The sequence below is a fragment of the Streptomyces kronopolitis genome (assembly GCF_050953795.1).
Classification (GTDB): domain Bacteria; phylum Actinomycetota; class Actinomycetes; order Streptomycetales; family Streptomycetaceae; genus Streptomyces; species Streptomyces kronopolitis_A.
On sequence record NZ_CP191850.1, the window covers coordinates 7,627,452 to 7,652,862 of the forward strand.

General features: G+C 72.6%; 1 protein-coding gene. It reads left to right on the plus strand.

Annotated features, from left to right (window positions below):
• Positions 1–14: 14 nt before the first annotated feature.
• A complete protein-coding gene (locus ACQP17_RS33490; protein WP_433859677.1) occupies positions 15–25,385 on the plus strand; it encodes a type I polyketide synthase in 25,371 nt (8,456 codons plus the stop codon).
• The last annotated feature ends 26 nt before the right edge of the window (positions 25,386–25,411 follow it).

A 25,411-nucleotide genomic window follows, 5' to 3' on the forward strand; every position in this document is an offset into this window, starting at 1 on the left:
GGGGCAAGTTCCACATGGCGAATGAAGAACGGCTTCGGGACTACCTCAAGTGGGTCACCGCGGACCTGCATGAGACCCGTCGGCGCCTGCAGGAGCTGGAATCTCAGCAGCAGGAGCCGGTCGCAATCGTCGGGATGAGCTGCCGCTTCCCCGGGGGTGTGAGCTCGCCGGAGGAATTCTGGCGACTGCTGCACGGCGGCGAGGACGCCATCTCCGAGTGGCCGCAGGACCGCGGCTGGGACGCCGACGCCTTGTACGACCCCGAGTCCGACGGGTCGGGCACGAGCTACTCGTGCAAGGGCGGCTTCGTCTACGAGGCCACCGAATTCGACCCCGGATTCTTCGGCATCTCGCCCCGCGAAGCGCTCGCGATGGACCCCCAGCAGCGACTGCTCCTCGAAGCCTCCTGGGAGGCCTTCGAGGGCGCCGGAATCGATCCCCTCGGACTGCGGGGAAGCCGCAGCGGCATCTTCGTCGGGGCCAGCGGCCAGGAATACGGCGCCGGCCTTCGCGATATCCCCGACGATGTCCGCGGCCATCTGCTGACCGGCAACTCGACCTCGGTCGTGTCGGGTCGCGTCGCCTACACCCTGGGCCTCGAAGGCCCGGCCGTCACCGTGGACACGGCCTGCTCCTCCTCCCTCGTCGCGCTGCATCTGGCCTCCCAGGCACTCCGCTCCGGCGAGTGCACGCTCGCCCTGGCGGGCGGCGTGACCGTGATGGCCACACCGGGCGCGTTCATCGAGTTCAGCCGGCAGCGCGGCCTGGCCGCCGACGGCCGGTGCAAGGCGTTCGCGGAGGCCGCGGACGGCACCGGGTGGGCCGAGGGCGTCGGCATGCTGGTGCTGGAACGCCTCTCGGACGCCCGACGGAACGGCCACCGGGTACTGGCGGTCGTCCGCGGCACCGCCGTGAACCAGGACGGCGCCTCCAACGGCCTGACCGCGCCGAACGGCCCCTCCCAGCAGCGGGTCATCCGGCAGGCGCTCGGTGCGGCCGGCCTGTCCCCCTCCGACGTGGACGCGGTCGAGGCGCACGGCACGGGCACGTCCCTCGGCGACCCGATCGAGGCGCAGGCGCTGCTCGCGACGTACGGTCAGGACCGGGACGAGGAACGGCCGTTGTGGCTCGGGTCGGTGAAGTCGAACATCGGGCACACCCAGGCGGCCGCCGGCGCGGCCGGTGTCATCAAGATGGTGCTCGCGCTCCAGCACGGCATCCTGCCGCAGACCCTGCACGTCGATGAGCCCTCGTCACATGTGGACTGGACGACGGGCAATGTACGACTGCTGACCGACGCCGTCGAATGGCCGGAGAGCGACCGGCCGGGACGCGCCGCGGTCTCCGCTTTCGGTGTCAGCGGAACCAACGCGCACGCGGTGCTGGAACAGGCGCCGGAGCCGGAGCCCGCATCCGAAGAAGACCAGAAGGACGGCACGGCGGCATCCGTGCGGCTGCCGGTCGTGCCGTGGGTGCTCTCGGCCCGCAGTGACGAGGCCCTCCGCGAGCAGGCCGGCAGGCTGCTCTCGCACCTCGACGCCCACCCCGGGCACGACATCCACGACCTCGCCCGCTCGCTCGCCTCGACGCGCGCCGCGCTGGAGAACCGCGCCGCCGTCCTCGGCAGCAGCGGCGCGGAACTCGTCGCGGGACTGCACACCCTCGCCCGCGGCGAGCACGCCGAAAACCTCGTACGGGGCACGGACCGTCCCGGCACCAAGTCGGCCTTCCTCTTCACGGGTCAGGGTTCCCAACGCGTAGGAATGGGACGGGAGTTGTATGACTCCTTCCCGGTCTTCGCGGAAGCGTTCGATGCCGCCTGCGCGCACTTCGACGGGGAGTTGGACTCGCCGCTGCGGGAGGTCGTGTTCGGTGACGACGCGGAGGCACTGAATCAAACCGCTTTCACCCAGCCGGCGTTGTTCGCCGTCGAGGTGGCGCTGTTCCGGCTGGTGGAGTCGTTCGGTGTGCGTGCCGACTTCCTGGTGGGGCATTCCATCGGTGAGTTGGTGGCCGCGCATGTGGCGGGGGTGTTGTCGCTGGAGGACGCGTGTCGTCTGGTGGCGGCTCGTGGTCGTCTGATGCAGGCCCTGCCGGCCGGTGGTGCGATGGTCGCGCTTCAGGCCACCGAGGATGAGGTGCTGCCGCTCCTGGATGGCCAGGAGCAGCGGGTCAGCATCGCCGCGGTGAACGGCCCGCGGTCGGTCGTCGTCTCCGGCGAGGAGTCCGCGGTGGCGGCCATCGCCGACCGTTTCGAGTCCGAGGGTCGGAAGGTGAAGCGGCTCCAGGTGAGCCATGCTTTCCACTCGCCGCTGATGGAGCCGATGCTCGACGAGTTCCGCACCGTCGCCGAGAGCCTGACGTTCGAGGAACCCCGTATCCCGGTCGTCTCGAACGTCACCGGCACGCTCGCCACGTCGCAGGAACTGACCTCCCCCGCCTACTGGGTGCGGCACGTCCGCGAGGCGGTCCGCTTCGCCGACGGCATCGAGTGGCTGGCGGAGCACAGCGTCGCCCGGTTCCTGGAGATCGGGCCCGATGGCACGCTCACCGCGATGGCCCAGGCGTGTGGGGACGGCGCCGGGTTCGAGGCGGTGCCCGCGCTGCGGAGGGCACGGTCCGAGGCTCAGCACCTGATCACGGCGCTTGCGCGGCTGCACGTACACGGCGCGGTGCTCGACTGGGCCGCGCTGCTGCCCGGAACGCGGCCCGTCGACCTGCCGACGTATCCGTTTCAGCGTCAGCGTTACTGGCTGGCGGCCACCGCGACTGCGGCCGAGCACGGCGCGACGCCCGCGCTCGACGGAGCCGACGCCGAACTCTGGGACGCCATCGAGCGCGGCGACGCGGCGGCGCTGGCCGGGGAACTCGCGATCGCCGGCGATGCCTCGTGGGATCAGGCGCGGACGGCGCTGTCGTCGTGGCGGCGCCAGCGGCGTGAGCGGTCGGTGGTGGACGGCTGGCGGTACCGGGTGGAGTGGAAGCCGCTCGCCGCGCAGTCGGGCGGGGTGCCGGGGGACCGCTGGATAGCGGTGCTGGCCGCCGGGGACGCGTACGCCGAGGCCGTGGTGGACGGGCTGGCGGCGGGTGGTGTCCGGGTCGAGCGGGTGGAGTGCGCCGAGGGCGAGACGGACCGGGCCCTGCTGGCCGCGCGGGTGCGTGCGGCGACCGGTGAGGAGCCGGTGTCGGGCGTGCTGGCGGTCGGATCCGCGGACGCGGTGCGGACCGCGGTCCTGGTGCAGGCGCTGGGGGACGCCGGCGTCGGCGGGCGACTGTGGGTGCTGACGCGGGGCGCGGTCGCGATCGGCCGGTCGGACGGTGGACCGGATCCGGTGCAGGCCGCGGCGTGGGGCGTGGGCCGGGTGGCGGCGCTGGAGTACCCGGACCGTTGGGGCGGTCTGGTGGACCTGCCGGAGGCCGTGGACCGCAGGGTGTTCGACCGCCTGGCCGGAGTGCTCGGGCAGGGCGCCGAGGACCAGGTGGCGGTGCGGGCCTCCGGCGTCTTCGGGCGCAGGCTGGCGCACGCCCCGGCCCCCGCCGGCGACGACACGGCCGACGGCTGGCAGCCGCACGGGACGGTGCTCATCACGGGCGGCACGGGCGCGCTGGGCGCCCGCGTGGCCCGCTGGGTGGCGGAACGCGGCGCGGAACACGTGGTCCTGACGAGCCGTCGCGGCTCGCAGGCGCCCGGGGCGTCCGAGCTGACGGCGGAGCTGACCGCCCTCGGCGTGCGGGTGACCGTGGCGGCCTGCGATGTCACGGACCCCGACGCCGTCGAGGCCCTGCTCACCGAGCACCCCGTGGACGCGGTCTTCCACGCCGCCGCCGTACTCGACGACGGCGTACTCGACTCCCTCACCCCCGAACGGTTCGCCGCCGTCCTGCAGGCCAAGGCCGTCTCGGCCCGGAACCTGCACGAGGCGACCCGCGGACGTGACCTGTCGGCCTTCGTGCTGTTCTCGTCCTTCGCGGGTAGCATCGGCGCCGCCGGACAGGCCAACTACGCTGCCGCCAACGCCTACTTGGACGCCCTCGCCGAGCGGCGAGCGGCCGACGGCCTGCCCGCGACCTCCCTCGCCTGGGGGCCCTGGGGCGAGAGCGGTATGGCCAGCGACGAAGCGATGGCCCAGCGGATGCGCCGGGGCGGAGTGTCCCCCCTGCGGCCGGACCTCGCCATCGAGGCGATGGGGCACGCGATCCGCTCCCGGACACCCGGCCTGGTGATCGCCGACATCACCTGGACGGACTTCCGTTCCGCCTTCGCCATGGTGCGCCCGAGCCCGCTGATCGGCGACCTCCCGGAGGTCCGCACCGCGGTCGAACCCGCCGCGGGGACGGCAGGCGACGACCACCGGTCCGACCTGTACCGACAGCTCGCGGGTCGGGAGCCGGCCGAACAGGAGCGGGTACTCACCGACCTCGTCCGCGCGTACGCCGCCGGAGTGCTGCACTACGCCGGTCCCGCCGAGGTGCCGCCGCACCGCCCCTTCCGGGAGCTCGGCGTCGACTCGCTGATCGCCGTCGAACTGCGGAACGCACTCAGCCTGGCCTGCGGTATCCCCCTCAGCGCGACGGTCGTGTTCGACTACCCGACGCCGACCGAACTGGCCGGCTTCCTGCGCACCCGGATCGCACCGGAACACGCGGACGCCGAGCAGACGGTGGCCCCCGCCGCGGTCGACGGTGACCCGCTCGCCATCGTGGGCATGAGCTGCCGCTTCCCCGGCGGCGTCGACTCCCCGGAGGCCTTCTGGCAACTGCTGACGGACGGCGCGGACGCCGTCGGAGCGTTCCCGACCGACCGCGGCTGGGACCTCACCTCGGTCTACGACCCCGACCCGGAGCACGCGGGAACCACCTACGTCAACGTCGGCGGCTTCCTGACGGACGTGGACCGCTTCGAACCCGCCTTCTTCGGCATGAGCCCCCGCGAAGCGGTCGCCACCGACCCGCAGCAGCGGCTGCTGCTCGAAGTGTCCTGGGAGGCGCTGGAGCGCGCCGGCATCGATCCGCACTCCGTGCGCGGCAGCCGCGCGGGCGTCTTCATCGGCACCAACGGCCAGGACTACCCGGCACTGCTCGCCCACTCCCCGGACGACTTCGACGGCTACATCGGCACCGGAAACGCCGCGAGCGTGGTCTCCGGACGCGTCGCCTACACCCTCGGGCTGGAAGGCCCCGCGGTGACCGTGGACACGGCCTGCTCCTCGTCCCTGGTCGCGCTGCACTGGGCGGCGCAGGCCCTGCGCTCCGGCGAGTGCGACATGGCGCTGGTCGGCGGCGTGACCGTGATGTCCACGCCCGGCGCGTTCGTGGAGTTCAGCCGGCAGCGCGGACTCGCCCCCGACGGACGGTGCAAGCCCTTCGCCGCGGACGCCGACGGCACCGGCTGGGGCGAGGGCGTCGGAATGCTGCTCGTCGAGCGGCTCTCGGACGCCCGCCGCAACGGCCACCGGGTGCTTGCCGTCGTGGCCGGATCCGCCGTCAACCAGGACGGCGCATCCAACGGTCTGACGGCGCCCAACGGCCCCTCCCAGCAGCGGGTCATCCGGCAGGCACTCGCCAGCGCCGGCCTGACCCCCTCGGACGTGGACGCGGTCGAGGCACACGGCACGGGAACGGCCCTCGGTGACCCCATCGAGGCGCAGGCCCTGCTCGCCACCTACGGCCAGGACCGGGACGAGGACCGGCCGCTGTGGCTGGGCTCGGTCAAGTCGAACATCGGCCACACCCAGGCGGCCGCGGGCGTCGCCGGTGTCATCAAAATGGTGCTGGCACTCCAGCACGGCACGCTCCCGCGCACCCTGCACGTGGACGCGCCCACACCCCACGTGGACTGGTCGGAAGGCAACGTACGGCTGCTCACGGAGCCGGTCGCCTGGCCGCTCGACGCCGAGACGAGGGGCGGTGTCTGCCGGGCGGGCGTCTCCTCGTTCGGCATCAGCGGCACCAACGCCCATGTGGTCCTGGAAAGCGCCCCCGAACCGCCGGCCGTCACGGAGGCCCCCCGGGCCGCCGCGCCGGAACGCCCGGCCCTCACCCCCCTGGTGCTCTCGGCACGCACCGAAGCCGCCCTCCGCGCACAGGCGGCTCGCCTGCGCACGGCCTACGAGGACAACCCCGCACCGGACCTGGCGGACCTGGGCTTCTCCCTCGCCACGACCCGCTCCCTGCGCTTCGACCACCGCGCCGTGGTCCTGGCGGACGACCCGGCATCGGCGGTCCACCGCCTCACCGCACTCGCCGACGACCACCGGACCCCCGGCCCCGGAGTCATCCGTGGCGCCCGGGCAGAGGGCCCACTGGCCCTGCTGTTCACGGGCCAGGGCGCCCAGCGGCTCGGAATGGGCCGCGAACTGTACGCATCCTTCCCGGTGTTCGCCGATGCCTTCGACGCGGTGTGCGCGCACTTCGAGGGCGAATGGGAGTCGTCGCTTCGGGATGTGGTGTTCGGCGACGAGGCCGAACTGCTGAATCGGACGGGTTTCACCCAGCCGGCGTTGTTCGCCGTCGAGGTGGCGCTGTTCCGGTTGGTGGAGTCGTTCGGTGTGCGGCCGGACTTCCTGGTGGGGCACTCCATCGGTGAGTTGGTGGCCGCGCATGTGGCGGGGGTGTTGTCGCTGGCGGATGCGTGTCGTCTGGTGGCGGCGCGTGGTCGGTTGATGGGGGCGTTGCCGGCGGGTGGGGCGATGGTGTCGCTTCAGGCGTCGGAGGGTGAGGTGGTGCCGCTGCTGGAGGGGCTTGAGCAGCGGGTGAGCATCGCTGCGGTGAATGGTCCGCGGTCGGTGGTGGTGTCGGGTGAGGAGTCGGCGGTTGCCGAGATCGCCGGGCGCTTTGAGTCCGAGGGGCGGAAGGTGAAGCGGCTCCAGGTCAGCCATGCCTTCCATTCGCCGTTGATGGAGCCGATGCTGGAGGAGTTCCGGGCGGTCGCGGAGGGCGTGTCGTTCGCTGAGCCGCGTCTTCCGGTGGTCTCGAATGTGACCGGTGAGTTGGCCACGGCGGAGCAGCTGACGTCGCCCGACTACTGGGTGCGGCACGTACGGGACGCCGTCCGATTCGCTGACGGGGTGCGGTGGCTGGAGCAGCAGGGCGTGTCCCGGTTCCTGGAGATCGGGCCGGACGGCACCCTGACCGCCATGGCGCAGCTCTGCCTCTCGGCACCTGATCTGCTGCTCCCCGTCCTGCGCAAGGACCGCCCCGAGACGGAAGCCCTGCTGACCGCTGTCTCGCAGGCGTTCGTGCTCGGCACGGACGTGGACTGGGCTACGTGCTTCCCCGCCGCTCGGCGAGTGGATCTGCCCACGTACGCGTTCCAGCGCGAGCGCTACTGGCCGACGCCCGCACCTGCCGCCGACCCGACGGAGGGCTGGCGCTACCGGGTGGAGTGGAAGCCGCTGGTGGCGCCTTCTGGCGCGGTTCCTGCTGGTCGTTGGCTTGTGGTGGTGGCTCCGGGTGAGGTGTGGTCCGAGGCTGTGGTGGCGGGGCTCGCCGGGTGTGGTGTGACGGTTGAGCGGGTGGAGTGTGTCGCGGGGGAGGCGGATCGGGGCTCGCTGGCCGAGCGGGTGCGTGAGGTGGCCGGTGACGAGCCGGTCGCCGGGGTGCTGGTGGTAGGTGCGGCGGACACCGTGGGTACCGCGGTGCTCGTGCAGGCGTTGGGTGATGCGGGTGCCGCTGGGCGCGTGTGGGTGGTGACGCGGGGGGCTGTCGCCGTCGATGAGTCGGATGGTGGCCCGGATCCGGTGCAGGCGGCGGTCTGGGGCCTGGGCCGGGTGGCGGCGCTGGAGCTGCCGGACCGTTGGGGCGGTCTGGTGGATCTTCCGGAAGCCGTGGACCGTGGGGTCCTTGACCGGCTGGTCGGGGTTCTCGCGTCCGGTGGCGAGGATCAGGTGGCGGTGCGGGTGTCGGGGGTGTTCGGGCGGCGGCTGGTGCATGCGCCGGCTCCTGTCGCGGACGCTGCTGGTGGTTGGGAGCCGCGGGGGACGGTGTTGATCACGGGTGGTACGGGTGCGCTGGGTGGGCGTGTGGCGCGCTGGGTGGCTGAGCGTGGTGCGGAGCATGTGGTGTTGACCAGTCGCCGTGGTGTGGAGGCTCCTGGTGCGGTGGAGCTGGAGGCGGAGTTGTCCGGTCTCGGGGTGCGGGTGACGGTGGCGGCCTGCGATGTGGCCGATCGGGGCGCGGTGGAGGAGCTGCTGTCGGGTTGTTCGGTGGATGCTGTGGTGCATGCGGCGGGTGTGGTGGATTCCGTGCCTCTGAGCGATGCGGGTGCGGAGCATTTCGCGCAGGTGATGGGTGCGAAGGTGTCCGGTGCCGTGGTGTTGGACGAGGTGCTGGGTGACCGGGAGCTGGATGCCTTCGTGGTGTTCTCGTCGATTGCCGGTGTGTGGGGGAGTGGCGGCCAGTCTGCGTATGCGGCGGGTAATGCTTTCGTTGAGGGTGTGGTGGAGGCGCGTCGTGCGCGGGGCGTTGTTGGTTGTTCGGTGGCGTGGGGTCCGTGGTCCGGTGGTGGGATGGCCGGTGTGGAGGGTGCGGAGGAGCATCTGCTGCGGCGTGGGCTGAGGGCGTTGGATCCGGCTCTTGCGGTGTCGGCTTTGGAGTCGGCTGTCGGTGCGGGTGAGGGTTCGGTGGTTGTGGCGGATGTGGAGTGGGAGCGGTTTGCTCCGGCGTTCACGAGTGGCCGTCCGAGTCCGTTGCTGGAGGACCTGCCGGAGGTGCGGGCGGCGTTGGGTGCCGGTGGCGAGACTTCGGGCGCCGGTGTGGTGCGGGAGCGGTTGTCCGGGCTGTCGGTGGTGGAGCGGGAGCGGGCGCTGCTGGAGCTGGTGCGTACGCACGCCGCAGCGGTCCTCGGCTACCACAAGCCCGCTGACCTCGAAACCGGCGTCACCTTCCGGGACCTGGGCTTCGACTCGCTCACCGCGGTCGAGCTGCGCAACGGCCTGAACGTCGAGACCGGCCTTCGGCTCCCCGCCACTCTGGTCTTCGACTACCCGACGCCGAGCGACCTGGCAGGTTTCCTGGACGCTGAGTTGTTCGGGGCCGGGACGGACCTGGCGGCCGGTCTGCCGGTGCCGGCGTCCACCTCGGAGGACCCGGTGGTCATCGTCGGGATGAGCTGCCGCCTTCCCGGTGGCGTGGCCAGCCCCGAGGACCTGTGGCGGCTGGTGGCCGGGGCCGAGGACGCGATCTCCGGCTTCCCGACGGACCGTGGCTGGGACCTCGATTCCCTCTTCGGGAACGACGCCGACGAGGAAGGCGCGAGCCGCACGCGGGCGGGCGGATTCCTGCGCGACGCCGCACAGTTCGATCCGGCGTTCTTCGGTATCAGCCCCCGTGAAGCGGTCGCGATCGACCCGCAGCAGCGGCTGCTGCTGGAGACCTCCTGGGAAGCCCTCGAACGCTCCGGCGTCAGCCCCACATCGGTCAAGGGCAGCCGCACCGGTGTATTCGTCGGTGCCAGCGCTTCGGGCTACGGGGCAGGGCTGCGGGAGGCTCCGGAAGGACTCGGCGGCCACCTGCTCACCGGAAGCTCGGGCGCCGTCGTGTCGGGCCGGGTCTCGTATGCGCTGGGCCTGGAGGGGCCGGCGGTCACGGTGGACACGGCGTGTTCCTCGTCGTTGGTCGCCCTGCACCTGGCCGTGCAGTCGCTGCGCTCGGGTGAGTGCGACCTCGCCCTTGCCGGTGGTGTGACGGTCATGGGCAACCCCGGAGCCTTCGTCGAGTTCAGCCTCCAGGGCGGCCTTGCCGCCGACGGTCGGTGCAAGGCGTTCTCGGACGCCGCGGACGGCACCGGCTGGGCTGAGGGCGCGGGTGTGCTGGTCGTGGAGCGGCTGTCGGACGCTCGGCGTCATGGGCATCGGGTGCTGGCCGTGGTGGCGGGTTCTGCGGTGAATCAGGACGGTGCGTCGAATGGTCTGACGGCGCCGAACGGTCCCTCGCAGCAGCGGGTGATCCGCCAGGCGCTGGCCGGTGCGGGGCTCTCGCCGTCGGATGTCGACGTGGTCGAGGCGCATGGCACGGGTACGTCTCTGGGTGACCCGATCGAGGCCCAGGCGCTGCTGGCGACGTACGGTCAGGAGCGGGACGCGGACCGGCCGTTGTGGCTGGGTTCGGTGAAGTCGAACATCGGGCACACGCAGGCGGCCGCGGGTGCGGCCGGTGTCATCAAGATGGTGCTGGCGCTCCAGCACCGCGTCCTTCCGCAGACCCTCCATGCCGCTGAGCCTTCCTCGCACGTGGACTGGTCGGCGGGCAATGTGCGGCTGCTGACCGAAGCCGTCGGATGGCCGGAGAGCGGCCGTCCGGGGCGGGCGGCGGTCTCCGCCTTCGGTGTCAGTGGGACCAACGCGCATGTGGTGATCGAGCAGGCTCCGGCGGAGGAGGGTTCGGAAGCCGGGCCTTGGAATGTGCTCGGTGACGTGGTGCCGTGGGTGGTCTCGGCCCGGAGCCGGGAGGGGCTGCGGGCACAGGCACAGCGGTTGCTGGCGCATGTGGAGGCCCGGCCCGAACTCGCCGCGCCGGAGGTGGGGTTCGCCCTCGCCACGACACGTTCGGCGTTCGAGCACCGGGCCGTCGTCCTCGGCACCGAGCGCGCCGAACTCCTTGCCGGTCTCACCGCCGTGGCAGAGGGAACCGCCGCGGTCAACGCCGTAACGGGTGCGGTGGACACCGGAGGCCGGCTGGCGCTGCTCTTCACCGGGCAGGGTGCGCAGCGGCTCGGGATGGGCCGGGAGCTGTATGACGCGTTCCCCGTCTTCGCCGATGCCTTCGACGAGGTATGTGCGCGCTTCGACGGTGAGCTGGCGACTCCGCTGCGGGATGTGGTGTTCGGGGAGGACGCGGAGGCACTGAATCAAACCGCTTTCACTCAGCCGGCGTTGTTCGCCGTCGAGGTGGCGTTGTTCCGGTTGGTGGAGTCGTTCGGTGTCCGGCCGGACTATCTGGTGGGTCATTCCATCGGTGAGTTGGTGGCCGCGCACATTGCCGGTGTGCTGTCGCTGGAGGACGCGTGTCGTCTGGTGGCGGCCCGTGGTCGTCTGATGCAGGCCCTGCCGGCCGGCGGTGCGATGGTCGCGTTGCAGGCCACCGAGGATGAGGTGCTGCCGCTGCTGGACGGCCAGGAGCAGCGGGTGAGCATCGCCGCGGTGAATGGTCCGCGGTCGGTTGTGGTCTCCGGCGAGGAGTCCGGGGTGGCGGCCATCGCCGATCGCTTCGAGTGCGAGGGTCGGAAGGTGAAGCGGCTCCAGGTCAGTCATGCTTTCCATTCGCCGCTGATGGAGCCGATGCTCGACGAGTTCCGTCGCGTCGCCGAAAGCGTGTCGTACGCCGAGCCGCGCATCCCGGTGGTCTCGAACGTCACCGGAATGCTTGCCGCGCCGCAGGAGCTGACGTCCCCCGCCTACTGGGTGCGGCACGTCCGTGAGGCGGTCCGCTTCGCGGACGGGATCGGTTGGCTGGCGGAGCACGAGGTCACCCGGTTCCTGGAGATCGGACCGGACGGCACCCTCACCGCCATGGCGCAGGGCTGCCTCGACAGTGACGCGGACGCGGACCGGGTCCTCATCCCCACCCTGCGCGGCGACGACCGCGGTGAGATATCCGCACTCCTGACCGCCGCCGGACGCGCCTTCGCCCACGGCACCCCCATCAACTGGCCGGCCCTCTTCCCGACCACCACCATCGAGGGCAGCACCCCCACCCCGATCGACCTCCCCACCTACGCCTTCCAGCACCAGCCCTACTGGCTTGAGGTTCCGGCCGGCTCCGCGGATGCCTCGTCGATCGGTCTTGCCGCTGCCGGGCACCCGCTTCTCGGGGCGACGGTGTCCCTGGCCGGTGGCCATGAGGTGGTGCTGACCGGGCGGCTGTCGCCGCGTACGCAGCCGTGGCTCGCCGAGCACCGTATTGCCGGCGCGATCGTCGTCCCGAGCACCGCGCTCCTGGAGCTGGCAGTGCGTGCGGGGGACGAGGTCGGTTGCTCCCACATCAGGGAACTCGCCCTCGAGGCGCCGCTGGTGCTCGCCGAGGACGGTGCGGTGCAGTTGCAGCTCCGCATCGAGGACCCGGACGCCTCCGGGGACCGGGCGCTCGGTGTGTACGCGCGTCCCGAGGCGGCCTCGGCCGATGCGCCGTGGACGCGGCATGCGAGCGGTGTGCTGGCGGAGAGCGGATCGTCGGAGGCCTTCGACTTCGCCGCGTGGCCGCCGGCCGGCGCGGAGCCCGTGGACATCGATGACCTGTACGACGGTTTGACGGCGGCCGGGTTCGACTACGGTTCGACCTTCCGCGGTGTGCGGGCCGTGTGGCAGGGGGCCGACGGTGTCTACGCGGAGGCCGAGCTGCCGGAATCCGCCGCGGCCGCGGAATTCGCCCTCCATCCCGCGCTGTTGGACGCGGCACTGCATCCGCTCGGCCTCGGTCTGCTGGACGGTGTGGCGACGGAGGCCGTGCTCTTCGCCTGGAGCGGCGCCTCGCTACAGGCGACCGGCGCGACCGCGCTGCGGATCCGGCTGGCCCGTCGCGGGCCCGACGAGGTATCGCTCCAGGCCGCCGACGGCACCGGGCAGCCTGTGCTCGCGGTCGAGTCGATGCTGATGCGCAAGACCGGTGAACTGCGGGACGACCGGACGCCCTCGCTGCCGCCTTCGCTGCTGCGTGTCGACTGGGCACCGATCGCCGTGGAAGCGACCGGGGAGTCGGACGGCGACGACAGCGCGGCGGCGGATGCCGATGTGCCGCGGCTGACGGTAGTGGGGAGCGACCCGCTCGGCCTGGCCGGGACACTGGGCACGCGCGCTGCCGAAGCCTTGGAGACAGCGGCCGACACCACGACGGCCGCGACGACCGGCACCGTGCTCGTGACCGGTGTCGCCACACTCGCCGAGGCGCGTACCGTCCTCGGTGCCTTCGGCGAACGGCTGGGGCAGGAGTCGGCGCCGGCCCGCCTGGCGTTCGTCACCCGAGGCGCCCTCGCCCTCGGTGACGAGGCACCGGACGCGGCGGCCGCCGCCCTCTGGGAAGAGCTTCGCGTCGTCCAGGCCGACCACCCGGGCCGGATCGTGCTGGTGGACGTTGATGACGACCGCGACTCGCACCGCGTGCTGCCGGCCGCGCTCGCCACGGACGAGTCCGAGCTTGCCGTCCGCGGAGGTGAGGTGTCGGCCGCGCGCCTGGTCCGCTGCGCATCGAGCACCGCCACCGCCCTGGACCTGGAGTCCGGAGGAACGGTCCTGGTCACCGGCCCGTTCGCCGAACAGGTCGCCGCCGCCCTCGAAGCCCAGGGAGATGTCCGGACCGTCGTCCACCCGGACCAGGACACGGCCCTCGACGAGGCTCTCGACGAGGACGGTGCCGGAAGCCAGGAGGCAACGGCGGCAGCGGACACCGGTCAGGACCCCCACAACCTGCAGTCAGCCATCGCCGCGGTCCGAGCGACCGGGCGCCCGCTCAGCGCCCTCGTGCACACCGCCGACCTCGACCGGAGCCGCGATGTCGACACGGCTCGCACGCTCGATGAGCTGACCCGCCGCACCGGCGCGGACGGTGCTCCGCCCGCGCTCATCCTCCTCGGCATCGGCGGCCCGGCCGGCGCACCGTCGGGCGGGCAGCTGGCCGCGCTCGCGCGTCGCCGGGCCGGCGCCGGCCTGCCGGTCCTGGCGCTGCTCCCGCCGTCCGCCGCCGAGACGCCGGGGCTGTCCCCGGTGTCGGTGGAGGAGACCGCGGCGCTGCTGGGCGCCGCCCGGGCCACCGGACGGACGGTGCTGCGTCCCGCACGGGTGGACCGTGCCGCACTCCGCGGTTCCTCGGCCCCACTCCCGCCCCTCCTCAGCGCGCTGGCGCAGGGCTCCGGGCGACGGATCGCCACACGTGAACAGGCCACCGCGGCCTCCGGGCTGGCGCGCCGACTCGCGGGGAAGAGCGCGACCGAACGCGGCCGTGCGCTGCTCACCGTCGTCCGTACCCAGGTCGCGCACGTCCTCGGCTACGCCGGACCGGACGAGGTGGAGCCCTCCCGGAGCTTCACCGACCTCGGATTCACCTCCCTCACCGCCGTCGAGCTGCGCAACCAGCTCAGGGCGGCGACGGGGATGGCGCTGCCCGCCACGCTCGTCTTCGACTACCCGACCCCGGTGGCCCTCGCCCGCTACCTCGACGAGGAACTCACGGGTGAGACGGGCGACTTGGTGCCTGCGGCGTCCGCGGCGCCCGTCGACAACGACCCGATCGTCATCGTCGGGATGAGCTGCCGCTACCCGGGCGGTATCCGTACGCCCGAGGAGCTGTGGGAGCTGGTCGCGGCGGGTGGCGACGGGATCTCCCCGTTCCCCGCCGACCGGGGCTGGGACCTCGCCGGCCTCTACCACCCGGACCCGGACCACCCGGGCACCTGCTACACCCGCGAAGGCGGCTTCCTGCACGACGCCAGCCACTTCGACCCGGGCTTCTTCGGCATCAGCCCCCGTGAGGCGCTGTCGATGGACCCGCAGCAGCGCCTTCTCCTCGAAGCGTCGTGGGAGGCCCTGGAGCGCTCCGGAATCGACCCCGCGGCCGCCCGCGGCACCCTCACCGGCGTCTTCGCGGGCGTCACCTACCAGGACTACATCGGCATCCTCAGCGGCGCGCAGGAGAGCTTCGAGGGCTACGTCGGCACCGGGAACTCGCCCAGCGTGCTGTCCGGACGGATCGCCTACACCCTCGGTCTCGAAGGGCCGGCGGTCAGCGTCGACACCGCCTGCTCCTCGTCCCTGGTCGCCCTGCACCTGGCCGTCCAGTCGCTCCGTCAGGGCGAGTGTGATCTCGCGCTCGCGGGCGGTGTGACGGTGATGTCCACCCCCGGTTCGCTCATCGAGTTCAGCCGGCAGCGGGCGCTCGCCGAGGACGGCCGCTGCAAGCCGTTCTCGGCCGACGCCGACGGCGCGAGCTGGGCCGAGGGCGTGGGCATGGTGGCCGTCGAGCGGCTGTCCGACGCGCGGCGCAACGGGCATCCCGTCCTGGCCGTCATTCGCGGCAGCGCCCTCAACCAGGACGGCGCCTCCAACGGCCTGACCGCCCCCAACGGCCCCTCCCAGCAGCGCGTCATCCGCCGGGCACTGGCCGCCGGCGGCCTCAGCCCCCGGCAGGTCGACGCCGTCGAGGCGCACGGCACCGGAACCACCCTCGGCGACCCGATCGAGGCCCAGGCCCTGATCGCGGCCTACGGACAGGACCGCGACGAGGACCGGCCGCTGTGGCTCGGCTCGCTGAAGTCGAACATCGGCCACAGCCAGGCCGCCGCCGGCGTGGGCGGCGTCATCAAGATGGTGATGGCGCTGCGCAACGGTCTGCTGCCCCGGACGCTGCACGCCGAGGAGCCCAGCCCGCACGTCGACTGGACGGCAGGTCATGTACGGCTGCTCAACGAGGCCGTCACCTGGCCGGACGCGGACGAGCCGCGCCGGGCCGGCGTCTCCTCGTTCGGGATGAGCGGCACCAACGCCCACATCATCGTCGAGGAGGCACCCCGGCAGCAGGATCGGCCGGCCACCCCGGCGGTGTCCGCCCTGCCCGTCGTGCCGGTGCCCCTGTCGGCGCGCAGCGCGGAGGCGCTGCGCGACCAGGCCGCACGGCTGCGCTCCCAACTGCTCGCCGGGCCCGCCGCGTGCGACCTGCCCGGCCTCGGCTTCTCGCTCGCCACGACCCGCTCCGCCTTCGAGCACCGGGCCGTGCTCGTCGCGGCCGACCGGGACGACCTCGACCGCGGCCTGCGCGAGATCGCCGAGGGCGCGATGGTCTCCGACGTGCCCCGCGGTCTCGCCCGTGACGGCAGTGCCCGCCCCGTCCTGGTCTTCCCCGGCCAGGGCAGCCAGTGGGCCGGGATGGCACGCGAACTGCTCGACACGGCACCGGTGTTCGCCGACCGACTCGCCGCCTGCGAACGCGCCCTCGACCCCTTCGTCGACTGGTCGCTGACGGCCGTTCTGCGCGGCGACGCCGACGCGGCCGACCTCGAACGGGTCGACGTCATCCAGCCCGCGCTGTGGGCCGTCATGGTCTCGCTCGCCGAACTCTGGCGCTCCTACGGAGTCGAGCCCGACGCCGTCGTCGGCCACAGCCAGGGAGAGATCGCCGCCGCCTGCGTCGCCGGGGCGCTGACCCTGGACGACGGGGCGCGGGTGGTGGCCCTGCGCAGCCGGGCACTGACCGCCGTCACGGGAAGCGGCGGCATGATGTCCGTCCAGCTGCCCGCCGAAGCGGTCCGCGAGCGCATCGCACCGTGGGGCGAGCGGCTGTCCGTCGCCGCCGTGAACGGCCCCGCCTCCGTCGTGGTCTCCGGTGCCGCGGACGCCCTCGACGAGCTGTACGCCGCACTGACCGCGGACGGGGTGCGGGCCCGCAAGGTGTCCGTCGACTACGGCTCCCACTCGGCGCAGGTCGAGCCGGTACGGGAGCGGGTCCTCGACGCCCTCGACGGCATCCGCCCGGCCGAGGCCGCCATCCCGTTCTTCTCCACCGTCACCGGCCAGTGGCAGGACACCATCGGCCTCGACCCCGACTACTGGTACACCAACCTGCGGCAGACCGTCCGCTTCGAGGACGCCATCCACGGCCTGGTGGCCGCCGGACACCGGGCCTTCATCGAGGTCAGCCCGCACCCCGTGCTGACCGGCGGGATCCGCGACTGCGTGGACGCGCTCGGCACGGACGCCGCCGTGCTCGGCACCCTGCGCCGGGACGCGGGCGGCCTCGGCCGGCTGCTGACCTCCCTCGCCGAAGCCCATGCCCAGGGCGTGGAGGTCGACTGGACCGCGGTCTTCGCCGGCACCGGCGCCTCCCGTGTCGACCTGCCGACCTACGCCTTCCAGCGCGCGCGGTACTGGCCCCAGGCCCGTGAACTGGCCGCGGCGGACAACGCGGACGGGCCGGTGTCCGACGCCGTCGAGGCGAAGTTCTGGGAGAGCGTGGAGAAGGAAGACCTCCAGGCGCTGACCGACACGCTCCACCTGGACGGCAACCAGCCGCTGAGCGCCGTACTGCCCGCGCTCTCCTCGTGGCGCAGGAACAGCCGCGAGAAGTCCACCGTCGACAGCTGGCGCTACAATGTGCGCTGGTCCCCGCTCGCCGAGCGCACCGCCGCGGTCCTGCACGGCAGCTGGCTGCTTGTCGCGCCCGCCTCGCAGGGCGCCGCCGGCCGGGTCGCCGCCGTACAGGACGCCCTCACCGCACACGGAGCCCGGGTACGGCTCGTCGGCCTGACGCCCGAGGACGGCGGCAGCCGCGAACGGACCGCCGCACGGCTGCGCGAGGAACTCGGGGACGACGACCTCACCGGAGTCCTCTCGCTCCTCCCGCTCGACGAGCAGCCCCACCCCGGCCACCCGGCCGTGCCTCTCGGGCTGTCCGCGACCCTGTCCCTGGTCCAGGCGCTCGGCGACCTCGGCATCGGCGCCCCCCTGTGGTGCGGGACCCGCGGCGCGGTCGCCATCGGCCGCTCCGAGTCCGTCACCCACGCCCACCAGGCCCTGGTCTGGGGCATGGGCCGGGTCGCCGCGCTGGAGCACTCCGACCGCTGGGGCGGCCTGATCGACCTGCCCGAGACGCTCGACAAGCGGGCCGCCGACCGCCTCTGCGCCCTGCTCGCCGACCCGGACGGCGAGGACCAGATCGCCCTGCGCGGCTCCGGCGCCTACGGCCGCCGACTGGCCCGCGCCCCGCTGGCCGGCACCCCGCCCCAGCGCACCTGGCGGCCCCGCGGCACCGTCCTCGTCACCGGCGGCACCGGCGCCGTCGGCGGTCACATCGCCCGCTGGCTGGCCCGCGAAGGCGCCGAGCACCTGCTGCTCACCAGCCGCCGCGGAGCCGACGCCCCGGGCGCGGCCGAGCTCGAAGCCGAACTCACCGCGCTCGGCTCCCGCGTCACCTTCGCCGCCTGCGACGTCGCCGACCGCGACGCGCTGCGCGACCTGTTGGCGGCCGTCCCCGAGCAGTACCCGCTCGACGCGGTCATGCACGTCGCGGGCACCCTCGACGACGGTGTGATCGACTCCCTCGACCCCGGCCGCATGGACACCGTGCTGCGTGCCAAGGTCACCGCGGCGCTCAACCTCCACGAGCTGACCCGCGACCGGGACCTTTCCGCCTTCGTGCTCTTCTCCTCCACCTCCGGCACCATCAGCGGCCCGGGCCTGGGCAACTACGCCCCCGGTAACGCCTTCCTCGACGCGCTCGCCGACCGGCGGCGCGCCGAGGGGCTCCCCGCCACCGCCGTCGCCTGGGGCCACTGGTCCGGAGACGGCATGGGCGAGGGCGCCGTCGGCGACCGGCTCCGGCGCTATGGCGTCTACGACATGCAGCCCGAACTGGCCTGCGGCGCGCTCCGGCAGGCTCTCGACCACGACGAGGCCTACGTCTCCGTCACCGACCTCGGCTGGGACAAGTTCACCCCCGCCTTCACCGCCTCCCGGCCCAGCGCACTGCTGCGCGACCTCCCGGACGCCCAGCGCGTCCTGGAGACGGCACAGGAGAGCGACGACACCGGATCCGACGCCGCCAAGCTGCTCCAGCACCTCGCCGGCCTCGCCGGAGCCGAGCGCGCCGCCATGGTCCTGGACGTCGTCCGCAGCTATGTCGCCACCGTGCTCGGCTACGCCGGACCCTCCGCCGTCGACCCCGAACGGGCCTTCAGCGACCTCGGGTTCGACTCGCTCAGCGCCGTCGAACTGCGCAACGGCATGAACGGCATCACCGGACTGCGGCTGCCCGCGACCCTCGTCTTCGACTACCCCACCTGCGCGGTACTCGCCGACTTCCTGCTCACCGAACTGTCCGACACGGCCGCCCAGGACGGGCCCGTGTCGGCCCCGGCCGCCGTGACGGCTGGGCAGGTGGAGCACGACGAACCGGTGGTGATTGTGGGGATGAGTTGTCGGTTCCCGGGTGGGGTGGGGTCGCCGGAGGAGTTGTGGGGGTTGTTGGTTGAGGGTGGGGATGGTGTGGTGCCGTTCCCGGTGGATCGTGGGTGGGATGTTGAGGGTTTGTTTGACCCTGAGCCGGGTGTGCCGGGGAAGGTGTCGACGCGTGCGGGTGGGTTTTTGCCGGGGGTTGATGGTTTTGATCCTGGGTTTTTCGGGATTTCGCCGCGTGAGGCGGTGGCGATGGATCCGCAGCAGCGTTTGTTGTTGGAGGCGTCGTGGGAGGCGTTTGAGCGGGCGGGGATTGTTCCTGGTGTGTTGAGGGGTTCTCGTACGGGGGTGTTTGCGGGGACGAATGGTCAGGATTACACGGGGTTGTTGGTGGCGTCGGGTGAGGAGGATTTGGGGGGTTATATCGGTACGGGTAATGCGGCGAGTGTGGTGTCGGGGCGGTTGTCGTACACGTTTGGGCTTGAGGGTCCTGCGGTGACGGTGGATACGGCGTGTTCGGCGTCGTTGGTGGCGTTGCATTTGGCGGTGCAGTCGTTGCGTGCGGGTGAGTGTGATGTGGCGTTGGCGGGTGGTGTGACGGTGATGTCGACGCCGGGGTTGTTTGTGGATTTCAGTCGGCAGCGTGGGTTGGCTGCTGATGGTCGGTGTAAGGCGTTTTCGGATGCTGCGGATGGTGCGGGGTTTTCCGAGGGTGTGGGTGTGTTGGTGGTGGAGCGGTTGTCGGATGCGCGGCGTCTTGGGCATCGGGTGTTGGCTGTGGTGGCGGGTTCTGCGGTGAATCAGGATGGTGCGTCGAATGGTTTGACGGCGCCGAATGGTCCGTCGCAGCAGCGGGTGATCAGGCAGGCGTTGGCCGGTGCGGGGCTGTCGCCGTCGGATGTGGATGTGGTTGAGGCGCATGGGACGGGTACGTCGCTGGGTGATCCGATCGAGGCGCAGGCGCTGCTGGCGACCTACGGTCAGGACCGGAGCGGGGAGCAGCCGTTGTGGCTTGGTTCGGTGAAGTCGAACATCGGGCACACGCAGGCGGCTGCGGGTGTGGCGGGTGTGATCAAGATGGTGTTGGCGCTCCAGCACGGTGTGCTGCCGCGGACGCTGCACGTCGATGAGCCGTCCTCGCACGTGGATTGGTCGGCGGGCGATGTGCGGCTGCTGACGGAGTCGGTGCAGTGGCCCGAGACGGGCCGCCCGCGTCGGGCGGGTGTGTCGTCGTTCGGCATCAGCGGCACCAACGCCCACACGATCCTGGAGGAGGCTCCGCCCGAGGAAGCCGCCCCGGTCGAGGAGATCGACCCCGCGGACGAGGGACGGTCGGTAGCTCCGACCTCTCCCGCCCCCTGGGCGATCACCGGTAAGACCAGGGGCGCCCTCCGAGGGCAGGCCGCCCGGCTGCTCGCGCACCTGGAGGCCTTCCCGGCCCTGCGCACCGCCGACGTGGGACTGTCGCTGGCCACCACCCGGTCGGTCATGGAGCACCGCGCCGTCGTCCTCGGCACGGACCGCGGCGAGCTGCTCCGCGGCCTGGCCGCCGTGGCGGCCGACGAAGCCGCGCCGAACGCCGTCACCGGCACCGCAAAGGCGGACGGCCGGCTGGCACTGCTGTTCACGGGCCAGGGCGCACAACGTCTCGGAATGGGGCGCGAGTTGTACGACGCGTTCCCGGCCTTCGCGAACGCCTTTGACTCCGTCTGCGCCCACTTCGACAGCGAAATGGCGTCCCCGCTGCGGGGCGTGGTCTTCGGTGACGAGGCGGAGGGGACAGACGACTGGGATGCGGAAACGCTGAACCGGACCGGATTCACCCAGCCGGCGTTGTTTGCCATCGAGGTGGCGCTGTTCCGGCTGGTGGAGTCGTTCGGCGTGCGGCCGGACTATCTGGTGGGACATTCCATCGGAGAATTGGCTGCCGCACACGTGGCCGGAGTGCTGTCGCTCAAGGACGCCTGCCGTCTGGTCGCGGCCCGCGGCCGGCTGATGCAGGCCTTGCCCGCGGGCGGCGCGATGGTCGCGCTTCAGGCCGCCGAAGACGAGGTATTGCCGCTGCTGACCGGCCAGGAGCAGCGGGTGAGTATCGCCGCGGTCAACGGTCCCAAGTCGACCGTGATCGCCGGTGCGGAATCCGCGGTGGCGGAGATCGCCGGGCATTTCGAGTCCGAGGGCCGGAAGGTGAAGCGGCTCCAGGTGAGTCACGCCTTCCATTCCCCGCTGATGGAGCCGATGCTCGACGAATTCCGTACCGTCGCGGAAAGCGTGACGTACGAGGAGCCCCGTATCCCGGTCGTCTCGAATGTCACCGGCGAACTCGCCACGGCCGAAGAGCTGACCTCCCCCGATTACTGGGTGCGGCACGTGCGCGGTGCCGTCCGGTTCGCCGACGGAGTCCGGTGGCTGGCGGAGCACGAGGTCACCCGGTTCCTGGAGATCGGACCGGACGGCACGCTGACCGCCATGGCGCAGGGCTGCCTCGACGGCGACGCCGACGCGGACCACCTCCTCGTCCCCGCCCTGCGCAAGGACCGCCCGGAGGCGACCGGACTGCTCACCGCGCTCGCCCAGGTGTTCACCGCCGGGACGCCGCTGACCTGGGAGGCCGCCTTCACCGACGGCGACGCCCGGCGCATCGGGCTGCCGACCTACGCGTTCCAGCGGCACCGCTACTGGCCCAAGCCGCCCGTCCTGCCGACCGGCGACCTCAGCTCGGCCGGACTCGGCTCGGCGGACCACCCGCTGCTCGGCGCGGCCGTCGCGGTGGCCGGCTCGGACGCGTTCCTCTTCACCGGGCGGCTGTCGCTGCACACCCACCCGTGGCTCGGCGACCACGCGGTGACCGGGACCGTGCTGTTCCCCGGCACCGGCTTCCTCGAACTGGCCGTCCGTGCCGCCGACGAGGTGGGCTGCGACCGCGTGGACGAATTCACCATCGCCGCGCCGCTGGTCCTGCCCGAGCGCGGCGCGGTGCAGCTCCAGCTCGCGGTGGAGCCGCCGGACGAGTCCGGGCGGCGGACGCTGAACCTGTACTCGCGGCCGGAGGACGAGCTGACCGAGCAGCCGTGGGTGCTCAACGCCAGCGGCGTGGTGTCCACCGGAGCGGCCGCGGACCAGGGCGAGCAGTACGACTTCACGGTCTGGCCGCCGCGCGACGCGGAGGCCACCTCGGTCGACGACTTCTACGGCCGCTTCGCCGAGGCCGGCTTCGCCTACGGCCCCGTCTTCCGCGGGCTGCAGGCCGTCTGGCAGCGCGGTGACGAGATCTTCGCCGAGGTCGGACTGCCGGCCGAGCACGAGGGGCTGGCCGGCGCGTTCGGGCTGCATCCCGCGCTGCTCGACTCCGCGCTGCACGCGATGATGTTCGTGTCCATGGAGGATGTCGGCCGCGGCCGGCTGCCCTTCTCCTGGAACGGCGTCTCCCTGAAGGCCGCCGGCGCCGGCGCCCTGCGTGTCCGTCTGGTGCAGTCCGGACCCGAGGCGGTCTCCCTCGAACTGGCCGACCCGGCAGGAGGCGCGGTCGCCTCCATCGAGTCCTTGATACTCCGCCAGGTCTCAGGTGAGCAGGTCAGTGGCGGGGCAACCCACCACGACGCGCTGTTCCAGGTGGACTGGAACACCGTGCCGCTGCCCACCGCGCCCTCCGACGACGAGCAGTGGGCGGTCGTCGGGGACATGGCGCTGGCCGTGGCCCTGGACGGCACCGGCGTACGGGCGGAGGCAACGGACAGCCTGAGCGAGCTGGCCGACGAGGTGCCGCCCGTGGTACTCGTCAGCGCCACCAGGACGGACGACCCCTCCGACGCGGCCGCCGGGGCGCACACCGCCGCCCACGACGCCCTCGCGCTGCTCCAGACGTGGCTGGCCGACGACCGCTTCGCCGCCTCCCGGCTGGTCATCCTCACGCACGGCGCCGTGAGCACCTCGGACGCCGACCACCCCGACCCGGCGCAGGCCGCCGTCTGGGGCCTGGTGCGGGCCGCCGGGGTGGAGAACCCGGGCCGCTTCACGCTCCTCGACCTCGACGGCACCGCGGCCTCCACCGCGGCCGTGCCCGGCGCCCTCGCGAGCGGAGAGCCCGAGGCCGCCGTACGGGCGGGCGCGCTGCACGTACCGCGCCTGGCCCGGGTCGCCTCCACGGAGGCGCTGCGCCGGCCCGACACGGACGGAAACGGGGACGCCTGGCGGCTCGACATCGCCGACAAGGGCACCCTGGACAATCTGCTCCTGGCCGCATGCCCGGACGCGGCAGCCGAGTTGGAGCCCGGACAGGTCCGCATCGGGGTGCGTGCGGGCGGCGTCAACTTCCGCGATGTGCTCAACGCGCTGGGGATGTACCCCGGTGAGGCCGGCGCGCTCGGCAGTGAGGGCGCCGGGGTGGTGCTGGAGGTCGGTCCCGGAGTCACGGACCTGCAACCGGGCGACCGGGTGATGGGCATGTTCTTCGGCGCCTTCGGGCCCCTCGCGGTGGCCGACCGCCGACTGCTGGCCCGCATCCCCGAGGGCTGGTCGTTCGCACAGGCCGCCTCCGTTCCCGTCGTGTTCCTGACGGCGTACTACGCGCTGGTGGAACTCGGCGAGGTGCAGGCGGGCGAGTCGGTGCTGGTGCACTCCGCCGCGGGTGGTGTGGGGATGGCCGCCGTGCAGCTGGCCCGGCACCTGGGCGCCGAGGTGTTCGGCACCGCGAGCCCCGGCAAGTGGGGGACGCTGCGGGCCTCGGGTCTGGACGAGGCGCACATCGCGTCCTCTCGGGAGCTGGACTTCGAGCACTCCTTCCTCGCCGAGACCGGTGGCCGGGGTGTCGACCTGGTACTCGACTCCCTGGCACGGGAGTTCGTCGACGCCTCGCTGCGGCTGCTGCCGCGCGGCGGCCGGTTCCTGGAGATGGGCAAGACCGATGTCCGGGACCCGCGGGAGGTCGCGGCCGACCACGAGGGCGTGCGCTACCGGGCGTTCGACCTCTGGGAAGCCGGTCCCGACAGGATCGGGGAGATGCTGACGGCGCTCCTCGACCTCTTCGAGAAGGGCGCCCTGCAGCCCCTGCCGGTGACCGCCTGGGACGTACGCCGAGCGCCGGACGCCTTCCGGCACCTCAGCCAGGCCCGGCACATCGGCAAGGTCGTCCTGACCGTGCCGGCCCCCCTCGACCCGCAGGGCACGGCCCTGGTGACCGGAGGCACCGGCGGGCTGGGCGCGCTGGTGGCCCGGCACCTGGTGACCGAGCACGGCATCCGCCACCTCCTGCTGGCCAGCCGGCGCGGCGCGCAGGCGCCCGGCGTCGACGCACTGCGCGACGAACTCGCCGCCCTCGGCGCCGAGGTCACCGTCGCCGCCTGCGACAGCGCCGACCGCGAGGCCCTGCGCGAGCTGCTGGACTCCGTGCCCGCACAGCACCCGCTCACCGCGGTCGTGCACACGGCCGGCGTCCTCGACGACGGCATCCTGTCCTCGCTGACACCACAGCGCCTGGACACCGTGCTCGCGCCGAAGGTCGACGCGGTCAGCAACCTGCACGAGCTGACCCGGCACGAGGACCTGGCGGCGTTCGTCGTCTTCTCCTCGGTGGCGGGCACGTTCGGCAGCGCCGGACAGGCCAACTACGCGGCCGCGAACGCCTTCGTGGACGCGCTGGCCTGCCGGCGCGGCGGACTGGGGCTCCCCGCACAGTCGCTGGCGTGGGGCGCCTGGGCGCCCGGCGTCGGCATGACGGGCGAACTCAGCGAAGCCGACCTCCAGCGCATGGCCCGCGGCGGCATGCGCGCGCTCACCCCGGAACAGGGGCTCGGCCTGCTCGACACCGCACGGGACCTGGCCCGGCCCCTGCTGCTCCCGATGAACCTCGACACGGCGCCGCTGCGCGCCCACCCCGAGGCCGTACCGCCGCTGCTGCGCGGCCTGGTCCGGGCACCCGCCCGCCGCCAGACCGCGACCGCCGCCGCGGCGAAGGGAGCCGAAGCGGCGCAGGATCTCGCGGCACGACTGGCCGCACTGCCGCCGGCCAACCGCGAGCAGTATCTGCTCGACCTGGTCTGCACCCAGGTGGCGCTCGTCCTCGGACACGGATCCGCCGAGGACATCGAGCCCGACCAGGCCTTCAAGGAACTGGGCTTCGACTCGCTGACGGCGGTGGAACTCCGCAACCACCTCAACGCGGCGACGCAGCTCAGGCTGCCCGCCACCCTCGTCTTCGACTACCCGACACCCCTCGTCCTGGTCCGCCATGTCCTGGACGAGATCGACCTGCCCGAGGTCTCGGGTGCGCAGCCGATCCTCGGCGAGCTCACCCGGCTGGAGGCGGCGCTGGCCGGGGCCACGCTCGGAGACGGGGAACGGGCCGAGATCGCCGGCCGGCTGCGGGCACTGGCCGCGCACTGGCAGGGCGACAACAAGCAGGAGCAAGGCGCGGATCCGTACGCGGAAACCGATGAGGACGACGGCGAACTGGCATCGGCATCGACCGCCGGCGAACTGTTCGACCTCATCGACAAGGAACTGGGAACGTCGTGACCGGACGCGGGGAACCGCTCGGCTCT